Source organism: Rhodococcus yunnanensis NBRC 103083 (genome assembly GCF_001895005.1).
GTDB lineage: Bacteria > Actinomycetota > Actinomycetes > Mycobacteriales > Mycobacteriaceae > Rhodococcoides > Rhodococcoides yunnanense.
Window position 1 is genome coordinate 112378 of the sequence record NZ_BCXH01000013.1, and the last position, 20417, is coordinate 132794.

At 64.1% G+C, this 20417-nt stretch carries 16 protein-coding genes; 9 read left to right on the top strand and 7 right to left on the bottom strand.

Annotation, left to right across the window (positions count from 1 at the left end; all coding sequences use genetic code 11):
* Window positions 1-4: 4 nt before the first annotated feature.
* From RY1_RS19875 to RY1_RS19885, 3 genes are read right to left on the bottom strand one after another with little or no spacing between them, the layout of a single operon-like run.
* A complete protein-coding gene (locus tag RY1_RS19875; protein ID WP_072805761.1) occupies window positions 5-799 on the bottom strand; it encodes an ABC transporter ATP-binding protein in 795 nt (264 codons plus the stop codon).
* Window positions 796-1818, bottom strand: a complete 1023-nt coding sequence (locus tag RY1_RS19880) for a FecCD family ABC transporter permease (RefSeq protein WP_072805832.1) — start codon at window positions 1816-1818, stop codon at window positions 796-798. The genes RY1_RS19875 and RY1_RS19880 overlap by 4 nt, the downstream gene beginning before the upstream one ends.
* Window positions 1819-1826: 8 nt before the next feature.
* A complete protein-coding gene (locus RY1_RS19885) occupies window positions 1827-2870 on the bottom strand; it encodes an ABC transporter substrate-binding protein (RefSeq protein ID WP_072805762.1) in 1044 nt (347 codons plus the stop codon).
* 377 nt (window positions 2871-3247) lie between these two features.
* On the opposite strand from RY1_RS19885, the gene RY1_RS19890 reads away from it, so the two are divergent.
* Window positions 3248-5068: an anthranilate synthase family protein gene (locus RY1_RS19890; protein WP_245819783.1), complete on the top strand. Its 1821-nt coding sequence runs from the start codon at window positions 3248-3250 to the stop codon at window positions 5066-5068.
* Here RY1_RS19890 and RY1_RS19895 read toward each other — a convergent pair.
* Window positions 5058-6254, bottom strand: a complete 1197-nt coding sequence (locus tag RY1_RS19895; protein ID WP_072805764.1) for an MFS transporter — start codon at window positions 6252-6254, stop codon at window positions 5058-5060. The genes RY1_RS19890 and RY1_RS19895 overlap by 11 nt on opposite strands.
* Before the next feature lie 46 nt (window positions 6255-6300).
* On the opposite strand from RY1_RS19895, the gene RY1_RS19900 reads away from it, so the two are divergent.
* Window positions 6301-7308, top strand: coding sequence for a LacI family DNA-binding transcriptional regulator (locus tag RY1_RS19900; protein ID WP_072805765.1), 1008 nt, complete (start codon window positions 6301-6303; stop codon window positions 7306-7308).
* A gap of 19 nt (window positions 7309-7327) precedes the next feature.
* On the opposite strand, the gene RY1_RS19905 is transcribed toward RY1_RS19900, so the two are convergent.
* Window positions 7328-8509 (bottom strand): sensor histidine kinase, encoded by a 1182-nt coding sequence (locus tag RY1_RS19905; protein ID WP_072805766.1) that lies wholly within the window; start codon window positions 8507-8509, stop codon window positions 7328-7330.
* The gene (locus RY1_RS19910; RefSeq protein ID WP_072805767.1) at window positions 8506-9144 is read right to left on the bottom strand and encodes a response regulator; all 639 of its coding nucleotides are present in this window, start codon (window positions 9142-9144) and stop codon (window positions 8506-8508) included. The genes RY1_RS19905 and RY1_RS19910 overlap by 4 nt, the downstream gene beginning before the upstream one ends.
* Window positions 9145-9299: 155 nt before the next feature.
* Here RY1_RS19910 and RY1_RS19915 point away from each other — a divergent pair, with 155 nt between their 5' ends.
* The 4 genes from RY1_RS19915 (at window position 9300) to RY1_RS19930 (ending at window position 13298) form a co-directional block, all read left to right on the top strand.
* Window positions 9300-9758, top strand: a complete 459-nt coding sequence (locus tag RY1_RS19915) for a hypothetical protein (protein ID WP_072805768.1) — start codon at window positions 9300-9302, stop codon at window positions 9756-9758.
* A gap of 141 nt (window positions 9759-9899) precedes the next feature.
* Window positions 9900-12023 (top strand): putative bifunctional diguanylate cyclase/phosphodiesterase, encoded by a 2124-nt coding sequence (locus tag RY1_RS19920; protein ID WP_072805769.1) that lies wholly within the window; start codon window positions 9900-9902, stop codon window positions 12021-12023.
* Window positions 12024-12052: 29 nt separating this feature from the next.
* Window positions 12053-12466: a TIGR03668 family PPOX class F420-dependent oxidoreductase gene (locus tag RY1_RS19925; RefSeq protein ID WP_084727592.1), complete on the top strand. Its 414-nt coding sequence runs from the start codon at window positions 12053-12055 to the stop codon at window positions 12464-12466.
* 283 nt (window positions 12467-12749) lie between these two features.
* Window positions 12750-13298 (top strand): GNAT family N-acetyltransferase, encoded by a 549-nt coding sequence (locus RY1_RS19930; protein ID WP_072805834.1) that lies wholly within the window; start codon window positions 12750-12752, stop codon window positions 13296-13298.
* Here RY1_RS19930 and RY1_RS19935 read toward each other — a convergent pair.
* Window positions 13280-14173: a hypothetical protein gene (locus RY1_RS19935; RefSeq protein WP_245819784.1), complete on the bottom strand. Its 894-nt coding sequence runs from the start codon at window positions 14171-14173 to the stop codon at window positions 13280-13282. The two genes, RY1_RS19930 and RY1_RS19935, sit on opposite strands and share 19 nt — an antisense overlap.
* 654 nt (window positions 14174-14827) lie before the next feature.
* Between RY1_RS19935 and RY1_RS19940 the strand changes: the two genes are divergently transcribed.
* The 3 genes from RY1_RS19940 to RY1_RS19950 all read left to right on the top strand — a co-directional run bounded on the left by RY1_RS19940 (window position 14828) and on the right by RY1_RS19950 (window position 20390).
* Complete coding sequence (locus tag RY1_RS19940) at window positions 14828-16087, top strand: fatty acid desaturase family protein (protein WP_072805771.1); 1260 nt, start codon at window positions 14828-14830, stop codon at window positions 16085-16087.
* Window positions 16088-16241: 154 nt separating this feature from the next.
* Window positions 16242-19502, top strand: a complete 3261-nt coding sequence (gene lysX / locus RY1_RS19945; RefSeq protein WP_139279929.1) for a bifunctional lysylphosphatidylglycerol synthetase/lysine--tRNA ligase LysX — start codon at window positions 16242-16244, stop codon at window positions 19500-19502.
* On the top strand, window positions 19503-20390 hold the full coding sequence (locus tag RY1_RS19950) for an alpha/beta fold hydrolase (RefSeq protein ID WP_072805772.1): 888 nt from the start codon (window positions 19503-19505) through the stop codon (window positions 20388-20390). It abuts the gene before it with no gap.
* The last annotated feature ends 27 nt before the right edge of the window (window positions 20391-20417 follow it).

The following is a 20417-nucleotide window of genomic DNA, read 5'->3' on the forward strand; positions in this document are numbered from 1 at the left end:
AGCACTACCGAGGACTGGGACTGGGGATACCGGTTCGGGTCCGACGGTACGTCACCTGCGGATAGGAACCGGTCTCGTCCAGTACGACGTCGGCGTGCACGTTGTAGACGACTCTGACGAGATCCTCGGTGATCACGTCCGCAGGCGTCCCGGTTGCCACGACCAGTCCGGCGCGCAGCACCACGATCCGATCGCAGAACATCGACGCGAGGTTGAGATCGTGCAGCGCGATGAAACTGGTCATCGGCAGCTCCGCGACCAGCGCGAGGATGTCGAGCTGGTGCGCGATATCGAGGTGGTTGGTCGGCTCGTCGAGCAACAGTTCCGTCGGTTCCTGCGCCAGCGCCCGCGCGATCTGGGTGCGTTGACGCTCGCCGCCGGACAGCGTGTGCCACATCCGATGCGATTTGGTGCTCATCCCGGTGTCGCCCAGTGCTCGCAACACCGCGCGGTCGTCGGCGCCCGAGTCACCGCCGAACATGCCCTGGTGCGGGATTCGGCCCAGTCGAACGACGTCGCGCACCGAGATGTCGACCTCGGTGTCCGAATGCTGGTCGACCATGGCCACGCGACGCGCGATCCGGCGCCGACGCATCGATGCCATGGGCACCTCGTCGAGCGTCACCGTGCCCGCATCGGGGGCGACGATGCCGGCGAGAATGCGCAGCAACGACGACTTGCCCGAGCCGTTCGGGCCGATCAAACCGACCGTCTCCCCTGGCGTGGGCTCGAAGTCGACCCCGTCGAGAATCGACGTCGATCCCCTCGACCATCGAATCCCGTTGGCGTGGATGGTCATCGAGTCCTCCGCATCCGAAACAGAATCACCGCGAACGCCGGAACACCGATCAGTGCGGTCACGACGCCCACCGGTATTTCCTGCGGCGCGAACACCGTTCGAGCGACGGCGTCGACCCACACCATGAAGATCGCACCGACCAGTACCGTCGTCGGGAGCAGGCGTCGGTGGCGTGATCCGACGAGAAACCGGGCTGCGTGCGGCAGCACGAGCCCGACGAATCCGATTGCGCCTGCGGCACTGACGAGCGTCGCGGTGATGAGTGCGGTGATCACGAGAAGAAGAAGTCGGATCCACTTCACCGAGACACCGAGCGAGGCCGCGGCGTCGTTGCCGAATGTGAACGCGTCGAGCGCCGAGGAGTACAGCAGGCACACGACTATGCCGATGCCGCAGATGAATCCACACAGCGCGACATCGGCCCAGTCGGCACCACCGAGCGACCCCAGCAGCCAGAACAGAACCCCTCGAGTCTGTTCTGCATCCGCCGAGGAGATAACGATGAACGACGTCAGCGCCGAAAATAACTGTGTCCCAGCCACTCCGGCAAGAACTACACGATCGGTGCCGCCACCCGCTCCTGCTGCGAGCAACATCACCAACACGAACGACAGCACTGCACCGACGAACGCACCGGTCGACAACGAGTACAACCCGCCACCGATGCCGAGTACCGCCACCAGCACTGCACCCGTCGAAGCACCCGAGGAAATTCCGAGTACGAACGGATCCGCCAGTGGATTGCGCAGCAGCGACTGCATGATCGCTCCACACAGCGCCAGCCCGGCACCGCAGATCGCGGCCAGAAGCGTGCGAGGGAGACGCAACTCCCACACTATGCCGTCTTCGATCCTGCTGACACCCGAACTTCCCAACCCGAGGTGCTCGAGTATCACCCGGTACACATCCGGCACCGACAGATCTGCCGGGCCGATCGTGATCGCCACCGCGATGGACAGCGTCAGTACGATCGTCCCGAAGATCAACAGCGGCGCAAGGATGCTGCCCCTGGTGGTGATACCTGCACTCAATTGGCCGTATCCCAACCCTGCAGCGCTGCCGCCACCTTCTCCACTCCGTCGATGGTCCTGATGGACGGGTTCAGATCGGCGCCGTTGACGACGATGTAGCGCTTGTCCACCACTGCCTGCAGACGCTGCGTCACCGGATTGTTCTCTAGAAACTCGATCTTGCTCTCGAGCGCGTCCCCTGCCAGTGTGCGACGGCTCAGATCGGCCAGCACGAACGCGGTCGGGTTGCGGTCCGCGACGGACTCCCAGCTCACCTGCGGCCACTCGTCGGTGGTGTCGGAGTAGATGTTCTCGGCACCGACCGAGTCGGTGATGATGCCCGACGAACCGCAGCAGCCTGCCATGTACGGCGTGGCCGTGTCGGCGAACCAGTACACGAGCGAGGTACCGGACGCCTCGACCGCCGACGATGCCTTCTCGAACCGATTCTGGAGTTCGCCGATGAACTGCTCGCCTCGGTCACGGACGTCGAAGATCGCCGCGAGGTCTCGAATCTCTTGGTAGACGGATCCGATCTCGAGCGGCGAGGTCCGTGCGCCGTCGGAATTGACGCTCTCGTCGGTCTTGCCGTTGCAATCGGTCGGCGACAGGTAGCTCGGCACCCCCAGTTGCTCGAGCTGGCTGCGCTCGGCGACGCCTCCTGGTCCGAGGGTCCCGCCGAAGGACGCCGACACGAAGTCGGGCTCGGCGTCGAGTACGACCTCGAGCGAGGGCTTGTTGTCCGCCAACCGCGGGACCTTCGCGTTGTCGGAGGCGAGGTTGTCGCGGACCGGGTCGGTCCACGTCGCCGTGCCGACCATCCGATCCGCCAGTCCGAGGCTGAGCAGAATCTCGGTCGAGCCTTGATTGAGCGAGACTGCACGCTGCGGAGGTGCGTCGACGACGACGTCCACGCCGCAGTTGGAGATGGTGAGCGGGAAACTGCCGGTGCGCTCGCTCACGTCGGTTTCCGTCGACGAGGTGGACGAGGCCGAGGAGCAGCTCGACAGCACGAGAGCCGCGGCGAGCACAGCAAGGGAAAGAGAGGTACGGATGGACATGTCGGTGGCGACAACTTCCTACTAGGGGCTCGTTTCGCGGAGCCGCGGGACGTACGCAGCGGGGAGCAAGCGATCGGACTTCTGCCCTGCGAGCGGGCAGTTACCGTTGCGCGTCAGTCTCGGAATCTCACCGAGTTCCCTTGCACCTCACATGACCGAAGGTGACGGTCCAGGGTGACCTTATCGCGGCCGGAATGTGTACAGTGATCCGCGTGTACGCGAAACAGCTCGTAGTGGGTTCATGGTGGTGGCGCTTCTAGGCGCCCACACCTTCGCGTAGTTCTACCCGTGGCCGCCTTTCGAGGTGGCCATTTTTCATGTCCAGGTCACTCGAAAGTCGGCAAGACATTCGAGAAAGGCCTTCGATGGACGAGTTGTTGACCAGAGTTCTTGTGAGCGGCGAGCCCTGTGCACTCCTGAGCCGCGCCGGCGGCGTCGACGTTCTGGTGGGCGACGTCGTCACCGTCGATTCGCTTGCCGACATCCCGTTGAATCCGGATGCCGATGGTCCGGACGTGCTGGCGCTCGTGCCCTATCGGCAGATCTCCGAACGCGGATTCGAGTGCCACGACGATCAGGCCGGGCTGTACTGCCTGCGGGTACGCGAGCATGCGCGTGTGAGTGTCGAGGACATCGTGGACGTCCTGATCGCGAGTGAACTGGGGCTGACGGGAGGCCGGTTCGAACCGACCGACGATGCCTACGCGTCGATGGTGTCGCGGGTTCTCGAAGACGAGATCGGTACAGGGGCTGGAGCGAACTTCGTCGTCCGGCGCGATTTTCGCGGACAGCTCGACGATGCGAAGGAAAGCGGACTGGAGATCTTCCGGAGACTGTTGCTCGGCGAATCGGGCTCGTACTGGACCTTTTTCGTGCACACACCCTTCGTGACCCTCGTCGGTGCGACGCCCGAGCGCCACGTCGGTTTCGACGGCACATCGGCGATCATGAATCCGATCAGCGGCACCTATCGCCATCCCGTCGAGGGACCCTCCGGCGCCGGAGTTCTCGACTTCCTCGACGATGCGAAGGAGAACGCGGAACTGTTCATGGTCGTCGACGAGGAGTTGAAGATGATGAGCCGCATCTGCGCCACAGGTGGACGCGTCATCGGTCCACGGCTCAAACAGATGGGCCACCTGACGCACACCGAGTACGTCCTGGTCGGCGAGAGCACTGCCGATCCACGAGAGATTCTGCGCGAGACGATGTTCGCCCCGACGGTCACCGGTTCACCGATCGAGAACGCCGCACGCGTCATCGAACGGTACGAAACGTCGGGCCGCGGGTACTACTCGGGTGTGCTGGCGTTGTTCGAGAGCGCATCCGGGGTCAGTACGGTGGACGCGCCGATCCTGATCCGTACCTGCGAGATCTCCCCGACCGGCGAACTGAAGATCTCGGCAGGGGCGACGCTGGTCCGCAACTCGGTGCCCGAACACGAAGTCGCCGAAACTCGTTCGAAGCTCGGAGGTGTGTTGGCAGCGCTGGGTCTGGAGACCCCGCGGCCGTTGCTTCGGGACGCGGTTCGGCTCGCGGAGTTTCCCGGAGTGCAGAACGCATTGGAGCGCAGGAACGAGAAACTGGCGTCGTTCTGGCTCGACGAGCAACCTCTCGTGGTGATGCCGCAGGCGATCGGCCGGACTGCGGTGGTGGTGGACTTCGAGGATCAGTGGACGGCGATGATCGCCCACCAGTTGCGGCACCTCGGCATGGACGTGCAGGTGGTCCGGTGGGAGCACTACACCGGCACCGACGCCGACCTGCTGGTGTGCGGGCCTGGGCCGGGTGACCCGCGCGTCGTCTCGGCCGCGAGGATTGCCGCAGTGGATTCTGCTGTGCGGGCGCGGCTTTCGAGCGGTCTGCCTCTGCTCGCCGTGTGCCTGAGTCACCAGGTGTTGGCACAGGTACTCGGATTGGAGATCGCCCTGCTCGACCGTCCGCAGCAGGGCGTGCAGCGGCGCGTCGAGGTGTTCGGAGAGCCCCGTACGGTGGGGTTCTACAACACCTTCGTCGCCGTGAACGCCGACATCGCGGGCGCCGAGGTCTCCGCGGACGGCGGCGAGGTGAACGCGCTGCGCGGGCCGGGTTTCGAGTCCATCCAGTTCCATCCGGAATCGGTGCTGTCGACCGAGGGAATCGACATTCTCGCCGGACTGGTGCAGCGACTGCTCACCCCGGTCGAGGTCACGGCCTGACCGAATCCAGCGCGCGCCGCTCGTGCGACACCACGCCGAAGGTGGTGCGAGTCAGCAGCACCACCACCAAGGCCGCGGCGACGAGAACCACAGCCAGGAAGGTGACCGCCGCGATGCTGCCTCGGTCGATGACAACCCCACCGACCAACGCGCCGGAGGCGATGGCGAGCTGAAAGGACACGACGTAGACAGCCGACGCCCGGTCCGGATCGGCACGGGGAGTGTTCAGCACCGAGGACTGCAGGCACACCGGAACGGTCGTGAACGCCAAGCCCCAGAGTCCGATTGCGAGAACGGAGAGTACGGCAAGCGATCCGGGAGCAGCCTGCAGCGCGGTCCACAGAATCAGGAGAGCGGCAGTGACGACGCTCAGCGCCGCGATGGTCGACCGACGCGGCCATCGGTCGAACGTCTTTCCGACGACCCAGATTCCCACCACACCGCACAGGCCGTACAGCAGAAGCATCGCAGTCAGCGTGGTTCCCATCGATCCGAGGCCACGGTCGACGAGCAGTGAGAAATACGTGTAGGCGACGAAGTGACCGAGTACCGCGAGGAACGTCGCCACGCAGATGAGTACGAGTGGTCTGTCGAGGACTGCGCCGCGAGAGGTTCTGACGGGCGCGGTTTTCATGGCGGGAAGTACGAAGAACAGGGTCGAAGCGATGAGTGCGGAGATCACCCCGATACTTGCTGCCGCGGTGCGCCATCCGAGCCATTGCCCGACAGCAGCCGACAACGGATTGCCTGCAACGAGAGCCAAGGAGGTGCCCGCGTAGACCGTCGCGATGGCCTTGCCCTGTTTTCCCGGAGCGACGAGGGACGCCGCCACCGGTGCGGCGACCGCCCAGAACACTCCGTGTGTGGCCGCACAGATCATTCTGGCCAGCACCAGCATCGGATAGCCGATCGCGACAGCGGACAGCAGCTGCGAGATCGCAAGGGCAGCAACGGTGACGACGACCACCCGTCTGCGCGGCCACCTGCGTACGACGGTGATGAGCGGCATCGTCATGATCGCGACACCGTAGGCGTAGAAGGTCAGGAGCAAGCCGACACTGGATTCGCTGACGCCCATGTCGGCGGAGATCTCCGGGAGCAATCCGATCGGCAGGGTCTCCGCGGTGACGTAGACGAACGCGGCCGCTGCGAGGACGGCGAGCCTGAGGGTGGTCGAACCGGGCATGCTGTGTATCGTTACACAGAGCAGACTCAACCGCTACCCTTGCCCCATGAGCACCCGCCCCACCATGGCCGACGTCGCCGTAGCCGCGGGCGTGTCCACCATGAGCGTCTCCTACACCTACAACCAGCCCGCCCGCGTGTCCGAGGCGACCAGGCAACGCGTACTCGCCGCCGCATCGACACTCGGATACGCCGGCCCACACCGCGCAGCGAAGGCACTACGCAGCGGAAAAACCAACAACCTCGGCGTCGTCCTCACCGAAACACTGACCTACTCCTTCGAAAATCCTCAAGCCCGCGCCTTCCTCTCCGGCATCGCCGAAGCATGCCTCGACACCGACACCGGACTGGTCCTGCTCCCCAACTCCCGCATCGACGCCGACCTCGCGCGCGTACGCGACGCACACGTCGACGGCTACATCGTGTGGACCACCGTCGTCGACGACCCCATGCTCGACACCGCCGTCGCAACCGGCAAACCCGTCTGCATCCAAGGTGGACCTGCCCACCCCGGAACCCAGATCATCGGAATCGACGACACCGCAGCCGCGCACGCCATCGGCACCATCGGACTGGCCGCGGCCGAACGACCCGCGATCATCAGCTTCCCGCGTAACCGCGATCGGATCACCGGCATCGTCTTCGGACCCGAACCCCGGGACGCCACCTTCCCGGTGACGGCCGCCCGCCTTGCCGGGTACCGGCGAGCTGTCGTCGAAATGGGGTTCGGGTGGGATCGGGTGCCGGTGGCGTTCGTGGCAACCAACACACGCGCTGCCGGTACGGCCGCCGCTCGCACGTTGCTGTCCGAGCATCGCGTCGATGCGATCCTGTGCAGCAGTGACGATCTCGCTCTTGGGGTGCTCGACGTCGGGGCACCCGGCATCTCCGTCACCGGCTGGGACGACTCCGATGCCGCCGAACCCGCCGGGCTCACGACGGTGGCGCAGTCGCTGTACGACCAGGGCCGCGATGCAGCGCGGTGGGTGCTCGGAACGTTGCCTTCCATTCCGCCCGCGCAGTGGTCGCTGCGGATACGTAGCTCCACACGATGACTGCGGCACGTCCTGCGTGTCAGTCGAGTGGAAGGGCGATGCGCACCCGCGTTCCGTCGCCCGGCTCGGACGTCAGATCGAACGTGCCCCCGAGGCTCTCGACCCGCAGGTAGTGGGACGCGAGACCGATATGGCCTTCGCCCACGCGCTTGGAGAGGACGGCGGTGTCGAATCCGATGCCGTCGTCCTGAACCGTCAGCTCGATGCTCGAATCGGTCTGTCGCAGTGTGATGCTCACGTGTGATGCGTCCGCGTGCTTGTCGATGTTCACCAGCAACTCACGGGCGACCTTGTAAATCAACGACTGACAGGAGGGGTGCCCGACGTCCTCGATCTGCGCGCGAACCTCGTACCCTGCCCTCGCCGCCATCTTGTCCACCAGTTCCCGTACCGCAGCGGACAGTCCCAGCTGGGCAAGCACCTGCGGATGCAGCGACGTCACCGAGGACCGCAACTGGATCGCGGTCTCACGGAGTGCGGCCTCGGCAGCGGCCAACGCCGGATCATCGCTCGTCTCCCTGGCCTCCTCGACGTCGAACCTCGCGGCCAGCACGTTCTGCAGCGGCCCGTCGTGCAACTCTTCGGCCAACCGCTGCCGCTCGTTCTCCTCGGCGCCGAGCGCCTCGGTGACCAACTGCCGACGGACGTCGAGCAGCGATACCACCGTGCGGGCGCGGCGTACCAGCACGAACGACAACCCCGTGGTCGCGACCGTCAGCCACAGCAGGAAGCCGAGATACAGGTACACGACGTTCGGTAGATCGACATGGTCGTCGCGCACCGCGTAGAACAGATACACCAGGAAATAGGCTGCAGCCGTTGATGTTCCGAGGGCCGCGGTCAAAGCGGGTCGATACTGGAACGCGACCGCGACCGGCAGCAGGAAGAAGACCGGAAGCAGGTACGACGTCGCCCCTCCCGACGCGGCGCACAGGGCGATCACCATGACCAGATCCACCGTCGTCGACGCCCATCCCGCCCATCGCCCGGCGGGTCGTCGAACCGCCTCGAACAGCCATACCGTGGCTGTCACCGCATACAGCGCGAGGATGATCCTGAAAACGACCGGCTCCCAGTGGTCGACGTCGACGACGGTTCCGAGCAGCGCGATGAGCGCGATCAACGGCAGCCGCAGAACCGCCGTGACCAGGACGGCCTCGGTGGCGTAGCGGGCCAGCACCCGGTCCTGATAGGAACTCACTCGAGCAGTCCCCGTCGCATCGCCTCGGCCACCGCGGAACCCCGATCGTTGACACCGAGCTTCTCGTACAGGCGCTGAACGTGCGTCTTCACCGTCGACGGCGCGAGGAACAGCGTTCGCCCCATGTCGGGGATCGACTTGCCGGATGCGATGAGCGCCAATACTTCTCGCTCTCGGGGGCTGAGCGTCGGCCCCGAGGGCTCACTCCTTCTTCGGATCTCACCCGCGAGACCCATTGCCAGCTCGGGGGCGATGACATCGCGGCCTTTCGCACACTGGACCACCGCGTCGACCAGCTCGGCGCGCGAGGATTCCTTCGGTAGAAATCCCGAAGCACCCTCCTGCAGAGCGTGATACACGATCGCCGCCTCGTCGTGTGCCGACAGCAGCAGCACTCGCGTACGCAGGCCGTCCCGCACGACTGCGGCTGCGACCTGGGTTCCGTCGAGGTGAGGCATGCGGTAGTCCAGGAGTGCGACGTCGGGATCGTGCTCGCGGATCGCCGCCAACGAAGCCTGACCGTCGTCGGCTTCGGCCACGACGTCGATGAGACCGCTTCCGCTCAGGGCACGGACGACCCCGTCACGAAAGAGAGGGTGATCGTCGCCGACGACGACGCGGACTTTCTGCTGCATACGGAGACTTTCTCACTTCCGCGCACCGATGTCCCCCGATCGGGGGACGCCCGGTTCATCCCCCGAGCAGGCCGGCCGGAGGACAGACCACGGGTCTGTTTCGACGGATAGTTGCTTCAGACCGAAAAGCCAACCGAGACACTAGGACAATCGCCATGAAGAGCACCAGCTTTCTCGCCGCCGGAATCGCCGCCCTCGCTGTCTCCGGACTCGCCCTCGGAGCGACGGGCGTTGCCAACGCCGGAACCTTGCCCACCACCGGTAACACCATCGCCATGACCGTCGCCAACGACACCGACCAGCCGATCTACCTCCAAGGCGCCGACAACCCGTACGGAAGCTGGATCGCTGCACCTCCGCAGTCGGTGGCACCTCACTCCAGCCGCATCATCACGGCGGCGAACAACGATCCCCGCGGTCTCGGCGTCGACGCCACCTACTCTTTGCCCGACGGTTCCGGCACCGTCGTCTTCATGGCGAACGACTACTCGAACTCCACCGACATCGACGGCACCCGCACGACAGGTCCTCGCGCCGGGCAGTACAGCGTCAGCAGCTGGATCGACACGAACTACCCGAACATGAACGTCGGCTACCACCTGAGCGCGGTGTAACCCCTGGCAGGTCATCCCCTAGCAGTCGGCCGACCCGAAGGTTGCTAAACGTCACAAAACAAGACGATCGGCCGGTTTATGGCGCAGAACCATACTCTCAGGCTATTCTGTGAACGGGCCGACCGGCCACAGGGGGGAAGTATGAGCCGAGAGCCATCCGTGCCCCATCCTGCGACCACACATTCCAGCGCCCCCCTCGACGGCATGCTGGATTCGGTACCCGACGCGATCGTGATCGTCGACTCGGCGTTTGCCGTCACCTACGCAAACCCGGCCGCCGCCACCCTGTTGGCAACCACCCCCGAATACCTGCTGGGTCGCAGCATCGAGGGCCTGTTCTCGGCGTCGTCGTGGATCGATTTCGTCCGCAGATGCACCGAGTACGCCACCGAAACGTTCGAGGACGTCTCGGTGGCGCTGCGCAAGACACTCTCGTACCGAATCAGCCCCGGCACCGACGGCTACGTGATCTGGATGTGGGATGTCACCGACCGACAACTCGGTGGCTCCGCTGCAGACAACCCCGCTGCAGGGAGCTCTACTGCAGGTGGCTCTACGGCAGAGTGGACCGGTGAACTCGCGCAATCGATGCTCGACGCCGTCCCGGCCGGCACCGTCGTGCTCGACCCGTCCGGCACGATCGTGCTCGCCAACCGCACCTGGAACCACTTCTGGGCAACCATTCCCGGCGGCGAGGACTACTCCGCTGGCGCCAACTACCTCGAACTATGCACCTACTCCGCCGAGCACGGCAACGAGCACGCCGCCGCGGTGCTCGCTGGAATTCTGACCGTCACCTCGGGGGAAGAACAGCAGTTCACGTACAACTACGGTTGGTCGACGAGCAGCGCCGAGCACTGGTATCGCCTCCGCGCCACCAGGCTCGCCGACGGCGCCGGGCTGTATCTCACGCACACCGACATCACCGAACAGGTGACCTCGGCCGAGCGAGCGCCTCGTCAGGATCAGCTGACCGGCCTGCCCAATCGAGAACGAATCGAAGCGCTTCTGCTCGGTGAACTCGCCGAAAGGGCGCCCGACCACGAAGTCAGCGTTCTCCTCGTCGACATCGACGGATTCAAAGAGTTCAACGACGTGCTCGGACCCGCACGTGGCGACGAACTGCTCCAACTCGTCGCTGCCCGCCTCGGCGAATCGACCCGACCCACCGACACACTCGGCCGACTCACCGGCGACGAGTTCGTCGTCATCGCACGCGGATGCCAGTCGGTCGCCGCACGCGCCCTTGCCGCCGGGTTCGCGAGCGTCCTCGAACCGGCATTCGAGCTCGATGGGCAACAACTGACCATCACCGCGAGCGTCGGCGTCGCCACATCCAACGCCGGCACCACCGACCCAGTGCAGCTCGTGCACGACGCCACCACGGCGATGCACGCCGCGAAAGCACACGGCCGCAGCAGCCACCAGGTCTTCTCCACCGACCTGCGCGACAGCAACCGCAAGCGGCTCGAGATCGTCGAACGCCTGCGCGGCGTCGCGATGGCCGAACACGAACTCGAGATGCTCTACCAGCCCATCGTGGATCTGGCGTCGGGATCCGTCGTCGGCGCCGAAGCCCTCATTCGATGGAACCACCCCGAACGTGGCTTGCTGACACCGGACAGCTTCATCCCACTCGCCGAGGACGCGGACCTCATCATTCCGTTGAGCAACTGGATTCTCGGTGAGGTGGGCCGCACCATCGCAGGATGGCAACGCCGCGACATCAACGTGCAGGTCGGTGTCAACGTCAGCCCACTGCACTTCGCCGCGGGCACCCTTGCCACCGACGTCGTCGCCGTGATGGAGTCCTTCGACATAGAGCCCGGACGGCTCGTCCTCGAGCTCGCCGAATCGAAATCCTTGCACGACGTCGACGCCGTCCACTACCAGCTGATGGACGTTCGCCGACACGGCGCTCTCATCGCGATCGACGACTTCGGCTCCGGCTTCTCCTCACTCGAACGCCTGGCCACACTGCCGGTGGACATACTCAAGATCGACAAATCACTCACCCAGCACCTCGACAGCAGGAACCTCCAACGCAGGCGAGCAATGTCGGCGCTCTGCAAAGCGGTCGTCGAGGTCACCCACGACCTCGGCAAGGACACCGTCGTCGAGGGCATCGAGACGACCGACCAACTCGACTCGTGCGTCGAGATGGCAGTTACATTCGGACAGGGACACCTACTCGGCCGTCCCATGACCGCCACCCAGCTCGAACAGATCCTTCTCCAGAACGGCGCACACAGCGCGTCCGCATGACACAGCGCATGATACGAGGGGCAACGAACGTGAAGATCGACGACGAGACCGGGCAGTTCGCCGAAGCCAGACGCGCCCTGCTGTCCACCGTCAACCCCGACGGCACACCACATCTCGTGCCTGTCGTGTTCGCCGTGGTCGACGACACCATCGTCACCGCGATCGACTGGAAACCCAAGTCCACCCAGAAGCTCCAACGGCTCGAGAACATCCGCGCCGACCCCGCCGTCAGCCTCATCGTCGACAACTACGACGAGGACTGGACCGCACTCTGGTGGATCCGCGCCAGCGGATCGGCCCGCGTCGTCGACGCCGACACCGACGAAGGCACCGCGGCCATCGACGCCCTCGTCGGGAAATACGACCAATACGTCCCCGCGCGTCCCCAGGGTCCCGCCATCGTCGTCGGGAATCTCCGGTGGCGATCCTGGCGGGCGTCCTAGGTCTGCTCTCTTTCCGTCGACCGAATGTCACCTCCGCTCACCCCTAGGTGAGCGAATGTCACCTCCGCTCACCCCTAGGTGAGCGAATGTCACCTCCGCTCACCCCTAGGTGAGCGAATGTCACCTCTGGTCACCCCTAGGTGAGCGAATGTCACCGTCGGTAACTCTGAGTGAGCAAATGTCGCCCTCGCTCACCCCGGAGTGAGCGAATGTGACATTCGGACCCCCGAGCGCGACGAAAATCGTTCGCATCGCGGACAGAATCCGGGACACACTGCTGAGTATGCCGGCGACGCCTCCTGAACGAATCGAACTCGGTCCACTCGTTGTTCGTCGCGAAACCGCTGACGACGCCGAGGCAATCGCCGACGCCATCGCGTCGAACATCCCCCGGCTGACGCCCTGGATGGAGTGGGCGGTCTCGGACGCTGCGCAGGTCCAGACGCAACGCGTACGCATTGCGAACAGTATCGCCCAGTGGGACTCGGGCACCGTCTTCGACTATCTCGTCACCGACCGCTCAGAAGCCAAGGTCCTCGGCAAGTCCGGGCTACGCCGGAGCGGCACAGGAGTCATGGAGATCGGCTACTGGTTGACCGAGGCCGCCGAAGGACGAGGCGTCATGACTGCGGTCGCCGCCGCTCTGACCACTGTCGCCGCAGGTCTCCAGAGTACGAAGCGCGTCGAAATCCATTGCGATGCAGCTAATATCCGCAGTCGGGCGATACCCGCTCGGTTGGGGTATCGCCTCGACCGCACTGTCGACCACCCGATCACCACGTCACATCAGACCGGTCGACAGATGATCTGGGTCTACGACGCCTTGCCGTAGCTCACGTCATCCCGCTCGACCACGCGCAAGTTCGGGCGAGGTCTACTCAATGCTTGCTGATAGGCCTTGTGTAGATCTGCAAGAACCACATCGGATTGTGTGCGAATTGCTTTCGGCGTGTGGCTCACCACGATTGCGCCATGCCCTCGCATGTTCTGTCGCTTTTTCAGAGTGGCTTCGTACGCGGCAGGAGACGAGTGGAACTCGAACGATTCGATCTCCCAGTCGAGCGCAACCTCGTCCAACCAGTTGTCCGTGTATCCGAGGAATTCGCCCGTCTCGGACAACACCGCCTTGTTGCGCACCATCGGTGGCAGACCACTTTTCTCGTACAACTTCTGCGCATCGAGTTCCGCGACCGAATGTGCACCGAAACTCAGTTCCCGAAGTATGCGGCGCGGAAGGGCACTTCCCCGTCCACACCCCTCGTCGAGTTCTTGAAGCAAGGACGGGATGTCGGCTTGACCACGCTGCACGACGTCGGCAATCAGCGCAGTGCACGCACGCTCGTCCACCATTCGTCGAGCGGCGTCCAACAGGCATCTCTTCAGCGGTGCGACCGGCAAGCCCATCTTCATCGTCGGCCCGGGTAGCCGCCATGTACGTTCCACCTCTACGAACGACACATTCTTTCGGTGCTCCTGATGCGGAATCAGCAACAACGTTTCCGTCGGCAGGGTCGAACTTCCGAATCCATGGAGCGCAAGACCCGCCCTCCCCGACAACATCGCATTCGATCCGCCGTACATGATCGCCCCAGTATTTCGCTGCAGTCTCGACGGTTGCCCGTTGTGCAGCAGAACCAGTGCCGGCAGAAATCGCTGCCACGGTCCACCCGCAGTTCGGTCCGCTATTGTCTTCGCTCCTACCCCCATCCCCCTCAGTACAGAGGTTCTGATCACGCCGTTCTTCGAATTCTGTTGCAGCACGTAAGCGTCAGCTGCCCATCCCCCTCGTTTCATGGGGCACATCGAATACCATCCCTCCGACAAATTCAGCGGGCTGGCGGCCTTGCCTGTGGACAATTCCTCAGCCTGTGGATAACTCGGTGGAGTAACGAGGTGACCGAATGTGACATTCGCTCCAGGGCAGGTTGGTGACCGAATGCGACATTCGCTCACCCGGAGAGACCGAATGCCGCCCTCACTCACTCAGAGTTACCCAACGTGACATTCGCTCACCTCAAAGTGACCCAAGGTGACATTCGCTCCCGTGCAGGGTGGTGACCGAATGCGACATTCGCTCACCCGGAGAGACCGAATGCCGCCCTCACTCACTCAGAGTTACCGAACGTGACATTCGCTCACCTCAAAGTGACCGAAGGTGACGTTCGCTCACCCCAAAGTGACCCAAGGTGACATTCGCTCACCTCAAGGTGACCCAACGTGACATTCGCTCACCCCGAAGTGACCGAATCTGTCGACGAGGGAGCGGACGGCCCGTACCGTTGGGGCGGTGACGGGGGCCACAGGTGGTGAAGACTGCGCCACCACGGTGCCTGCTGTTGATTCTGTGTGCGGAGGGGATGTATGGCTATATCGGACATTCAGGAGTACAGCCATTTGACCGAGGCCGATATAGAGGCTTTGGGGAAGGAACTCGACGCCATTCGCCGGGACGTCGAGGATTCGCGCGGGGCGAGGGATGCACGGTACATCCAACGGACCATTGCGTTTCAGCGGTCGCTGATGGTGGCCGGCCGGGTGGTGCTGTTCGCGAGCAAGAAGAAGCCGGCGTGGGCTTTGGGTACTGCGTTGCTCGGGGTGGGCAAGATCATCGAGAACATGGAGTTGGGCCACAACGTCATTCATGGTCAGTGGGATTGGATGAACGACCCCGAGATCCATTCGAGCAACTGGGAATGGGACAACACGTGCCCGTCTTCCGGTTGGAAGCATTCGCACAATTTCACGCATCACAAGTACACCAACATCGTCGGCCTGGACAACGATGTCGGCTACGGCGTCCTTCGCATCACCCGTGACCAGAAGTGGCACCCGAAGTATTTGGCGCAGCCCCTGGTCAATGCGCTGTTGGCGACGTTCTTCGAGTGGGGCGTCGCACTGCATCACCTCGAGACGGACAAGCTGCGTACCGGTGAGGTGAAGTGGGAGGACAAGAAGGAGATGGCCGTCGACGTTCTGCGCAAGATCGGCAGGCAGGTCGGCAAGGACTACATCTTGTTCCCACTGTTGACCGGTCCTGCGTGGAAGACGACCTTGACGGCCAATGCCACGGCCAACTTCATCCGTAACTATTGGACGTACGGCGTCATATTCTGTGGGCATTTCCCCGACGGTGCGGAGAAGTTCACGCTGGAGGAGTACGAGACGGAGTCTCAGCCCGAGTGGTATCTACGGCAAATGCTCGGCAGCGCGAACTTCCGTGCCGGCCCGGCGCTGGCGTTCATGAGTGGCAACCTCTGCTATCAGATCGAACATCACCTGTTCCCGGATCTACCCAGCAACAGGTACGCCGAGATCGGAGTGAAGATCCGCGAACTCTGCGACAAGTACGACTTGCCGTACACGACGGGTTCGCTTCCGCATCAGTACGGCCAGACACTGCGGACCATTCTGAAGCTGTCACTGCCGAATCGGTTCCTGTCGGCGACGTCCGACGATGCACCGGAAACATCGTCGGAACTCAAGTTCCGTATCCGCGGCGGAATGAAGGAAGTGTTCGGCACCGATCCGGCGACAGGGAGGCGTCGGGGACTTCGGACGGCGCTGGCAATGGTCGGCAAGCACACTCCTGTTCACACCGCCACCAGCCAATCGCGTCGTTGATCACGTGAATTCCCCCCGTCGGCGCTACATTTCCCCTAGGGGCAACACGCAGCGCCGACGGCAGGAGTAAGTAGTGACGAGCACGGCATCGGTGTCACCGGGGAAGTCGGAACAGTCGACGGCCACGCGCGGAGAAGGAAAACCGCGCGTTCTGGTGCCGCCCGAACATGGTCGGCTGACGCAGGTTCCGCACATCGCCGGGCTGATTCTCGGTGTCTTTGCGGTGCTGGTCTTCCTGTGGAGTATCTCGCCTGCACTGCGTGTGGTCATCCGGGTTCCGCGCGAGTACGTGGACAATTACTACTTCGACGCACCCGACACCTCGCTCGCGTGGGCACTCGTCGTCGGTCTCCTCGCCGCTGCGCTCGCAAGCCGCAAACGCATCGCGTGGTGGTTGCTGACCATCTATCTCGTTCTGTTGGCGCTCACGAATCTCGCGGACGGGATCGAGAACAAGAGCGTCGACTCCTGGATCGCACTGGGTGTTCACGTCGTCGTGCTCGGGATTCTGATCGCGTCCCGCAGGGAGTTCTACACTCGCGTCCGCCGCGGCGCCGGCTGGCGAGCCCTCGGCGTGCTGATTCTCGGCGCAGTGATCGGGACGCTCGTGGGGTGGGGCCTCGTCGCGTTGTTCCCCGGGACGCTCCCCGAGAGTCAGACGTTCCTGTGGGCATTCAACCGCGTGACCGCGTTGGCCACGGTCGACAACGAGCAGTTCGGCGGCCGCCCACACGGATTCATCAACACGCTCCTCGGACTGTTCGGCGCGCTGGCGCTCCTCGCAGCCGTCGTGACGCTGTTCAGGTCGCAGCGTTCGTCCAACGCGCTCACCGGTAGCGACGAGTCCGCGCTGCGTGGCCTGATCGACAAGTGGGGCGCCGACGACTCCCTCGCCTATTTCGCCACTCGCCGCGACAAGGCCGTCGTCTTCGCCCCCAGCGGTAAAGCCGCCATCACCTACCGCGTCGAGGTCGGCGTGTGCCTCGCCAGCGGCGACCCGATCGGCAATCCCGAAGCGTGGCCGCACGCCATCGACGCCTGGTTGGAGCTGGCGGAGAAGTACGGGTGGTCGCCCGCGGTGATGGGGGCGAGCGAAACCGGTGCAACGGCGTTCAAGCGGGCAGGCCTCGGAGTCCTCGAGCTCGGCGACGAAGCAATCCTCTACACCAAGCAGTTCAACCTGACCGGCCGCGAGATGAGGCCGGTCCGCCAGGCCGTCAACCGAGCGCGCAAAGCCGGTGTGACAGTGGAGATCCGCAGGCACCGCGACATTCCGGCCGCCGAGATGGCCGAGATCATCGACTGCGCCGACAACTGGCGTGATACCGAAACCGAGCGCGGATTCTCGATGGCACTGGGCCGTCTGGGAGATCCGCTCGACGGCGACTGCCTCCTCGTCCAGGCTCGCCAGGACGACCGAACCGTGGCGGTGCTGTCGCTCGCGCCATGGGGTCGAACCGGTGCCTCGCTCGACCTGATGCGGCGTGACCCGCAGTCCCCCAACGGTGTCATCGAACTACTGGTCACCGAATTGGCAACCGGCGGAGATCAATTCGGAATCAGCAAGATCTCTCTGAACTTCGCGGTGTTCCGCGCGGTGTTCGAGGAGGGCAGCAGAATCGGCGCAGGCCCCGTGCTGCGTATCTGGCGCTCGGTGCTCGTGTTCTTCTCCCGCTGGTGGCAACTGGAAGCCCTGTACCGCTCCAACCTGAAGTACCAGCCGGACTGGGAGCCGCGTTACCTCTGCTTCGCGGACAACCGCGTACTTCCCAAAGTGGGCATCGCCTCGGCCATCGCCGAAGGCTTTCTGACGCTCCCGAGTTTCCGGCGCGCGCGCAAGCACACCGGCAGCCACGTCGCCGTGCCTGCAGCACTGGCAGGCAACGAAGACATTCACACAGATGGCAGTGGCCCGGGGACGGCGCCCGACGACGACCTCGTGACCACCGGCCCCAAGCGTCCCGACCAGGTTCGTGTGCGCATCGCGAAGCTGGAGCGCCTGAACAGCGAAGGTGTCGAGGGTTACCCCGTCGCCTATCCCCCGACGCATTCCGTCGCCGAGGCTCTTGCCGCTCCCCAGGGCACGACGGTCCGAATCGCGGGACGTCTGCTGCGTATTCGTGATTACGGCGGCGTCGCATTCGCCGTAGTCCGTGACTGGACCGACGACATCCAGGTGCTGTTCGACCGGGAACGCGTCGGCGACAAGCTCGACAGCTTCGACTCCGATTTCGACCTGGGCGACCTGATCGAGGTCAGCGGCACGATCGGCAGAAGCAAGAAGGGCGAGTTCTCGCTGATCGCGAGCGACTGGCGTATGAACGCCAAATGCCTGCATCCTCTGCCGGACAAGTGGAAGGGACTCACCGATCCCGAATCGCGTGTGCGTCAACGGTATGTCGACCTTGCGATCAATCGGAGTGCCCGCGACCTGATGATCGCACGCAGCAATGTCGTGAAATCACTGCGGGATTCGCTGTCCGACCGCGGATACATGGAGGTCGAGACCCCGATTCTGCAGCAGGTGCACGGCGGCGCGAACGCGGCACCGTTCATCACACACATCAACGCCTACAACCTCGATCTCTACCTGCGTATCGCACCCGAGCTGTATCTGAAGCGACTGTGCGTCGGAGGTATGGACAAGGTGTTCGAGATCGGCCGCGTGTTCCGCAACGAGGGAGCCGACTTCAAACACAATCCCGAGTTCACCATTCTCGAGGCCTACGAAGCGCACAGCGATTACGAACGGGCAATGGTGTTGTGCCGCGAGCTGATTCAGAAGGCCGCCGTCGCCGCGCACGGTCGTGAGATCGTGCTTCGACCCGACGGCCCGGACGGCGAGATGATCGAGATCGACATCTCGGGTGAGTGGCCGGTCAAGACACTGCACGGCGCCGTCGCCGAGAAGCTCGGGGTGAACGTGGCACCCGATACCTCGTTGAGCGAACTGCAGCGCCTGTGCGACGAGAACGAAATTCCGTACGAAAAGGATTGGGACGCAGGAGCCGTCGCGCAAGGCATGTACGAGCACCTCGTCGAGGACTACACCGAGTTCCCGACCTTCTACAAGGATTTCCCGACGTCGATGTCGCCGCTGACCCGGCCACATCGGTCGATTCCCGGCGTCGCCGAGAAGTGGGACCTCGTGGCGTGGGGGGTGGAACTCGGTACCGCATACAGCGAGTTGACCGACCCTGTCGACCAACGGCAGCGTCTCACCGAACAGTCGTTGCTCGCCGCAGGCGGCGACGAGGAAGCGATGAGCCTCGACGAGGACTTCCTGCAAGCCCTCGAATACGGCATGCCTCCGACAGGTGGGCTCGGCATGGGCGTCGACCGGGTCGTGATGCTCATCACGGGTGGCAGCATCCGAGAAACTCTTGCGTTCCCGCTCGCCAAACCCCGGCAGTGAATGTTTCACATGAAACCACCGGGAAAGTTTGTGACGGTGCACGGTCTCCGCACCCACGTTGTCGTCAGGGGCGGCGGCCCGACGGTCGTGCTGTGCGGCGGGCTGGGCGGTAACTGGTTCGACTGGGACGACTGCGTGCGCATCCTGTCCGCGTTCCACACCGTCGTCGTGTTCGATCGACCAGGGTTCGGCCTGAGCCAGCCGTTCCCGCATGGGCAGACCCCGACGGTGACGGCCGAAGCAGACCGCATCCTCGGTGTCCTCGACGCCGTCGATCTTCCCGGGCCCGCTGTGGTCGTCGGGCATTCGATTGCCGGGTTCTATGCCGAAGCCTTCGCCAGACTGCACCCGGGTCGGACCTCGGGCGTTCTGTTGCTCGACTCGAGTGCCGAGCGTGATCCGTGGCGTGTCGTCCCGAGGCCACTGCGCGTCGGGGGGGCCTACGCGCTGGCGAAGGCGCTCTCGGCCACCGGGTTGCAGTGGCTGTTCGGCACCACTGTCCGCCGGATCCTCAACCAATCGATTCCACCCGACGGCATCCCGATCGCCACGTACGACTGGGTCAAGCAGATCTACCGCACCCCGTCCTATCTCGAAGCGGCGCTGATCGAGGACTTCGTCTACCCCGACATGGCGATCGAGCTCAACGCCATCCGGCGCCGGACAACGATGCCCGAGGTGGGGGTCACCGTCGCCGCGGCGCACACGGGCAGACCGACCCCGTGGGGACGAATGTGGATCGCGAAGCAGAACCGACTCGCCCGATATCTGAATGCGAGGTTCGCCGTCGTCGCCGATGCTCACCACCACGCGATGATCGATCAGCCCGTCGAGGTTGCTGCGCTGATCGCCGAACTAGTGTCACATCACAAAGACGTCGACCCGTAACGTGTCACCTCGAGCCCGTTGCCCAAG